The organism is Hymenobacter miniatus (assembly GCF_016427455.1).
Taxonomy (GTDB): Bacteria; Bacteroidota; Bacteroidia; order Cytophagales; family Hymenobacteraceae; genus Hymenobacter; species Hymenobacter armeniacus.
The window spans coordinates 96,477-102,878 of the sequence record NZ_JAELXR010000018.1; the positions used below are offsets into that span (position 1 = coordinate 96,477).

A 6,402-nucleotide genomic window follows, 5' to 3' on the forward strand; every position below is an offset into this window, starting at 1 on the left:
CTCCAGCCTATGCGACTGAAGGCCGTATCAGAAAAAAGTGCGGATAGAGGGACTCGAACCCACACGCCTTGCGGCACCAGATCCTAAGTCTGGCACGTCTACCAATTTCGCCATATCCGCATATGGGGCCGCACGCCGATTGCTACGGGCCCGCAAAGGTACTCGGGAAAATCCTTGCGCGCAAAGCGTGGGTATAAGTAGGCAGCGGTGCCTTGCGAAGCCACCTTTTCTGCGCGTGCGTTGTTACTTTACCCATTATGCCTCCCGTTATCTCTCCCGAAGCTGAGCGCCAGGAAATCCTGCGCCATTACCGCCGCCTGCTGCGCACGGCCAAGCCCTACCTTAAGGATGGCGACCCAAAGCTGATTAAAAAGGCGTTTAATCAGAGCCTTGAGGCGCATAAAGAGATGCGCCGGAAGTCGGGCGAGCCCTATATTCTGCACCCGCTGGCGGTGGCGCAGATTGCGGTGGAAGAAATTGGGCTGGGCACAACGAGCATTGTGGCGGCGTTGCTGCACGACGTGGTGGAGGACACGCCAACGGAAATTTCCGACATCGAGCGCGAGTTTGGGACGAAGGTGGCCCGCATTATTGACGGGCTCACGAAGATTTCGGGCGTGTTTGAGTACGGCACGAGCGAGCAGGCGGAGAACTTCCGCAAAATGCTGCTCACGCTGAGCGAGGACGTGCGCGTAATTCTCATCAAAATAGCCGACCGCCTGCACAACATGCGGACGCTGGACTCGATGCCGCGCCACAAGCAGCTGAAAATTGCTTCCGAAACCCTGTACCTGTATGCGCCGCTGGCGCACCGGCTGGGCCTCTATACTATAAAGAGTGAGCTGGAGGATTTGTACCTCAAATTCACGGATACCGAAACGTACAACGACATCAAGTCGAAGGTGCGGCAGAGCCAGGCGGCGCGCAACCGCTTCATTAAGGAGTTTGTGCAGCCTATTGATGATGAACTGAAGGCGCAGGGCTTTGAGTATGAAATCAAAGGGCGCCCGAAAAGCATTTATTCTATCCTGAAAAAGATGAAGAAGCAGAACATCACCTTCGATGAGGTGTATGACCTGTTTGCCATTCGGGTGATTCTGGACGTGCCGCCGGAGCAGGAAAAAGCGGCTTGTTGGCAGGTATATTCTATTGTGACGGATTTCTACCAGCCGAATCCCGACCGCCTGCGCGATTGGGTTTCGACGCCGAAAGCCAACGGCTACGAGAGCCTGCACACCACCGTCATGTCGCGCGCGGGCCAATGGGTGGAGGTGCAAATCCGCTCGCGCCGCATGGACGACATTGCCGAAAAGGGCTACGCCGCGCACTGGAAGTACAAGGACACGGGCAGCATTCAGCCCGAAAGCTCGCTGGAAGGCTGGGTGAACAAAGTGCGCGAGATGTTGGAATCGAATAACTCGAGCGCGCTAGAATTCATGGATGAGTTCCGGCAGAACCTGTTCGTGAAGGAAGTGTATGCCTTCACGCCCAAGGGCAAGCTGGTGATTCTGCCAGATAAGGCCACGGCGCTGGATTTCGCCTTCGACATCCACTCCCAAATCGGCCTGCATTGCCTCGGCGCTAAGGTAAACCAGAAGCTGGAGCCGTTGAGCTACCAGCTGCACAACGGCGACCAAGTCGAAATCTTGACTTCGCACAAGCAGCGGCCCACGCCGGAATGGCTCAACTACGTCATCACGACCAAGGCCCGCTCCAAAATCAAAGATTTTCTGCGCGACGACAAACGCGCCAAAGCCGAAGATGGCCGTTTCCTGCTCGAAAAACGGATGGAAAACATCGGCGTGCCCTTCACGCAGGAAAATTTCAACCGTTTGCTGGCCTATTTCAACGTGGCCACGGCGCAGGAGTTTTACTACCGCCTCGCCATTGGCCAGGTCGACGGCCGCACCATTCGGGAGTCTCTGTTTAATTCAGATAAGCCCGTGCCTTCCGTACTCGAACCCAAAACCTTCGACAACGAGGTGCAGAAAATCCGCGGCGTGCGGCCCGACATGCTGGTGGTAGGCGAGCACACTGACAAGTTCAACTACAGCATTGCGCGCTGCTGCAATCCCATTCCCGGCGACGACGTGTTCGGCTTCGAAACCGACCAGGGCCTCATCATTCACCGCACCAGCTGCCCGCGCGCCGTCGATTTGATGTCGAACTACGGCAACCGCATCGTGCGCGCCAAGTGGACCGACCAATTGGAACTGGCCTTCCTGGCCGGTATCCGCCTCAAGGGTTCCGACCGCGTGGGCCTCGTCAACGACGTGACGCGCATTATTAGCACCAGTCTCAAGGTCAACATGCGCTCCATCACCATCAACGCCGACGACGGCATTTTCGATGGTCAGATTATGGTGTTCGTCAACGACACCGACCACCTGAACAAGCTTATTCAGCGCCTGCGTAAGGTGAACGGCGTGCTGCAAGTCGAGCGGTTCGATTCGCAGCACGCATGAGTTCGGCCGCACCCATCGTCTGCCACGGCACCGACGTCAACGAGCGCACCCAATGTGCTCATTGGCATTCAGAGCGCGACATCATTGCCATCAAGTTCAAGTGCTGCGATGAATTCTACGCCTGCCTCGACTGCCACCGCGAAACTGCGGGCCATGCCCCCGAGGTGTGGCCCGCTGCTGAGTTTCAAGCCAAGGCCATCTACTGCGGCAACTGCAAAAACACCCTCAGCATCGAGCGTTACCTAAGCTGTGGCAACCGCTGCCCGCACTGCCAAGCCGCCTTTAATCCCGGTTGCGCCCGACATTACCCGCTTTATTTTGAGCCGGTAGAACCTAAAACCCTCCTTGGCGCTTAACAAGCGTAGGTTTTTCTGCCCGTCAACTACACTCCTTATATAGTGCGCACTCCCGAAACAGTTTCGCCCCTTCCTCACGCACCCGAAACTCGGGCCGCCGAAGGGCAGGGGCCCGGCGGCTCTTCCGAAACCGGCTACGCCGCCAAACACACGCCCAGCGCCGCCTCCGAAGCCACGCTCAACACCGACAAGCTCGACGAAGTCCGCAAGCTCTTCACGGCCCACCTCGAAAACAAAGGCCTCCGTAAAACCGGTGAACGCTACGCCATTCTCGAAGAAATTTATGCCCGTTCCGGCCACTTCGACGTTGATGAGCTCTACGCCGGCATGAAGGAGCGCGGCCTGCAAGTGAGCCGTGCCACCGTTTACAATACCTTAGATTTGCTCGTCGAGCAAGGCCTTGTCAGCAAGCACCAGTTCGGTCGCAACCTGGCCCAGTATGAGAAGAGCTATGGCTACCGCCAGCACGACCACGTCATCTGCACCGAATGCCATAAAGTGGTGGAATTCTGCGACCCGCGCATTCACGGCATCCAGACGATGGTCGGCGAGCTTCTGAACTTCCATATCTTGCACCATTCTTTAAATCTTTACGGCATCTGCGGCGACTGTCGCGCCCAGGCCGCCGCCCGTTCTTCCGCATCCGCTCCATCCGCATGACCACCACCAGCTCCGTTCAAAACGGCATCCTGTTCGTTCGCCTCACCGGCGACCTTATTGGCAGCCCCGATACCGACCAACTCCTGCAGTCCGTCAACACCCACCTCGGCGAAGAGCTCAACCAATGCGCCGTCGACCTTTCCGAAATCCGCTACATCAATAGTACGGGCATCGGCGTCCTCGTTTCGCTCCTCACCAAGTTCCGCAGCCGCGGCGGCGAAATGGTCCTCATCAATCCCGCCGACCACCCCAAGAAAATGCTGGCCATCACGAAGCTGAACAACATCTTCACCGTTTCGCCCGACGAAGCCACCGCCCGCCAACTCCTAACCCCGGCCGCCAATTAGGCGGCCATTTTTTTTGCTTAATCAGTCCGGAAATGGTATCCTAAATGCCGCGAGACTTTCCGACAGCTGAGCAGTTTGCCGTAAACCAACTCCAATAACCCCCTTTTAATAATAGGCTTCCCAAAGCGTCGTCAATCCATCTGGCTTTCCCTGTCCCAAGGCGAAGTGGCTTGGAGGGGAGGCGCCCGCCGGAAGTCGAAACCCAGAACACATGCCAGTAGACGTATTAGTAGGCCTCCAGTGGGGCGATGAGGGCAAAGGCAAAATCGTAGACGTACTCGCGCCCACCTACGACGCCGTTGCACGCTTTCAAGGCGGCCCCAACGCCGGTCACACCTTGTATTTCGACGGCGTCAAGCACGTCCTGCACCAAGTGCCCAGCGGCATTTTCCATCCGCACATCATCAACGTCGTCGGCAACGGCGTCGTGCTCGACCCGGTCGTCTTCCGCCAGGAGCTTCAAAAGCTCACCGACCGCGGCATCGAATGGTCTAAAAACCTTTACATCTCCAAAAAGGCCCAACTCATCCTCCCCTCGCACCGCGCCCTCGACCGCATCAGTGAAGAAGCCCGCGGCAACACCAAAATCGGCAGCACCCTCAAAGGCATCGGCCCCACCTACTCCGATAAAATTGGCCGCGTGGGGCTACGCGTCAGCCACATTCTGCTGCCCGATTTCGAGCGGCGTTACAAAGAGGCCGTAGCCCAGCACGCCGCCATTGCCGCTCATCACAGTAAAGAACTTGAAATCGAAGCCCTCGAAGCCGACTTCTTCTCCGCCGTCGAATTCCTGCGCACCCTCCAACTCACCGACACCGAATACCTGCTCAACGACCTCCTCACCCAAGGTAAACGCATCCTCGCCGAAGGTGCGCAAGGCTCCTTATTGGATATCGACTTCGGTTCTTATCCTTACGTCACCTCTTCCAGTACCATTGCCGCCGGCGCCTGCACCGGCCTCGGCATCGCCCCGCGTCATATCGACAAGGTGTACGGCATCACCAAAGCCTATTGCACCCGCGTCGGCAGCGGGCCATTCCCCACCGAACTCCACGACGAAGTAGGCGAGCAAATCCGCCAGGCCGGCCGTGAATTCGGCTCCACCACCGGGCGCCCCCGCCGCACCGGCTGGATAGACCTGCCCGCCCTCCGCTACGCCATCATGCTCAACGGCGTCACCGAACTTCATCTCATGAAAGCCGACGTCCTCGATGCCTTCGCCGAAATTCAGGCTTGCACCCACTACCGTACCGCCACCGGCGAAAGCACCCCCCAGCTACCCGACCCCGGCGAGCTTACCACCATCACCCCCGAGTACCAAACCCTCCCCGGCTGGAACACCAACCTCACCCAAATCACCGACGCCACCCAACTCCCTGCCAACCTCACCGCATACTTAGAATTCCTTGAGCGGGAGCTCCAGGTCCCCATCAGCATCGTCAGTGTGGGCCCCGACCGCATTAGCACCCTACATCGCTAATCAACGGACGCCTATTCCACATAGTAAGAACGTCAGGCCAAGCACAAGAAAAGGCAGCACTGCTGGGTAATGCCCAAACGTCGTCGCCGCTCGAATAACTACAGCAAGTCGACTATTCTTTCGTGTTCCTTTAGCCCCGCATCCCTTGCCAGCCTAAACTTGGCGATGGAGGCGGGGCTTTTTTATGCATTGAAACAGTTCAATCGGATGCCCATAACCACATTTCCACCTCGAAATCACAAGGCACAAGCAGTAGGGTAGGAGCAAAGTCACTTTCATTCACCGGCGCTCCCGTCTCTAAGAGTGAGTTCTAATAACTGTTCTGGCTCCGCCTTGAAAAGCACTCAAGACGCCACATTCCGCATTCAATTAGAAGTTCAGAATCTGTTTGAAGCCCTCATTCTGGCCCATCAGTTTATCAGCAAATCATTTTTTCGTCGCATCAATCAATTACTTACAACCCTAAGCCAACTATTTCGTTTAAGTGTCCTTGCCACTCCGGAAAGTCGCCCTACCTTTGCAGTCCCGAAACGTCAAACGGACCAACGGAACAGCCAGCGCATCTGCTCCAGCAACAAATTGAAAGGCAGGGAACGCCCACGGAAAGAGGTTTGTCCTACCCACCGCAGTCAGCCGCAAGCTCTGAGATTTATTTCTTAAATAGCTTGCATCAGCAAAAAAAACTACCTTACCTTTGCAGCCCGCTTCATTCGGAAGCAGGGAGATTTTGAAAATCGAAACGACAAAAAATTAAAAAATTTTCGTCGAAAGATTGGAAAGTCGCCAAAAAGATTTACCTTTGCACTCCCAAAACGGATTAAGGTTCATAAGGAAAAAGTTTGGGGTTAATTAATAACCCGCACTGACGCTTCAAATGGAAGCATCACACGTTCTTTGAATGACGGAAACAAACAAATAGTAAGTGTTGCACTTGTTGCTTCTCCCTTAGGAGGAAGAACTGTGCAACGAACCAAGCGAAACGAATTTGACCATAATGTCAAAATGTGAGCAAGGTCAGCACTCGACATCAGCTCATCTTCGGGTGAGTGTAGAAATTTTTACAATGGAGAGTTTGATCTTGGCTCAGGATGAAC

5 protein-coding genes and 1 tRNA gene are annotated in these 6,402 nt (G+C 55.8%); 5 read left to right on the forward strand and 1 reads right to left on the reverse strand.

Annotated features, from left to right (window positions below; all coding sequences use genetic code 11):
• Window positions 1-38 precede the first annotated feature (38 nt).
• Window positions 39-120 (reverse strand) — tRNA-Leu (locus JAO73_RS20935).
• 137 nt (window positions 121-257) lie between these two features.
• On the opposite strand from JAO73_RS20935, the gene JAO73_RS20940 reads away from it, so the two are divergent.
• From JAO73_RS20940 to JAO73_RS20960, 5 genes are all read left to right on the forward strand, one after another.
• Entirely contained in the window at window positions 258-2,465 is a 2,208-nt protein-coding gene (locus JAO73_RS20940) for a RelA/SpoT family protein (protein ID WP_198979213.1), read from the forward strand.
• Window positions 2,462-2,821: a CHY zinc finger protein gene (locus JAO73_RS20945; protein ID WP_198979214.1), complete on the forward strand. Its 360-nt coding sequence runs from the start codon at window positions 2,462-2,464 to the stop codon at window positions 2,819-2,821. Before JAO73_RS20940 ends, JAO73_RS20945 begins: the two co-directional genes overlap by 4 nt.
• A 42-nt stretch (window positions 2,822-2,863) precedes the next feature.
• Entirely contained in the window at window positions 2,864-3,481 is a 618-nt protein-coding gene (locus JAO73_RS20950) for a Fur family transcriptional regulator (protein ID WP_190927195.1), read from the forward strand.
• A complete protein-coding gene (locus JAO73_RS20955; protein WP_190927193.1) occupies window positions 3,478-3,828 on the forward strand; it encodes an STAS domain-containing protein in 351 nt (116 codons plus the stop codon). Before JAO73_RS20950 ends, JAO73_RS20955 begins: the two co-directional genes overlap by 4 nt.
• Window positions 3,829-4,039: 211 nt before the next feature.
• Entirely contained in the window at window positions 4,040-5,308 is a 1,269-nt protein-coding gene (locus JAO73_RS20960) for an adenylosuccinate synthase (RefSeq protein ID WP_198979215.1), read from the forward strand.
• Window positions 5,309-6,402: the final 1,094 nt, after the last annotated feature.

What these genes read in the sequence shown, in the direction of transcription:
- JAO73_RS20955 (WP_190927193.1), top strand. Translation starts at nt 3,478, where the DNA reads ATGACCACCACCAGCTCCGTTCAAAACGGCATCCTGTTCGTTCGCCTC.
- JAO73_RS20960 (WP_198979215.1), top strand. Translation starts at nt 4,040, where the DNA reads ATGCCAGTAGACGTATTAGTAGGCCTCCAGTGGGGCGATGAGGGCAAA.
- JAO73_RS20940 (WP_198979213.1), top strand. Translation starts at nt 258, where the DNA reads ATGCCTCCCGTTATCTCTCCCGAAGCTGAGCGCCAGGAAATCCTGCGC.
- JAO73_RS20945 (WP_198979214.1), top strand. Translation starts at nt 2,462, where the DNA reads ATGAGTTCGGCCGCACCCATCGTCTGCCACGGCACCGACGTCAACGAG.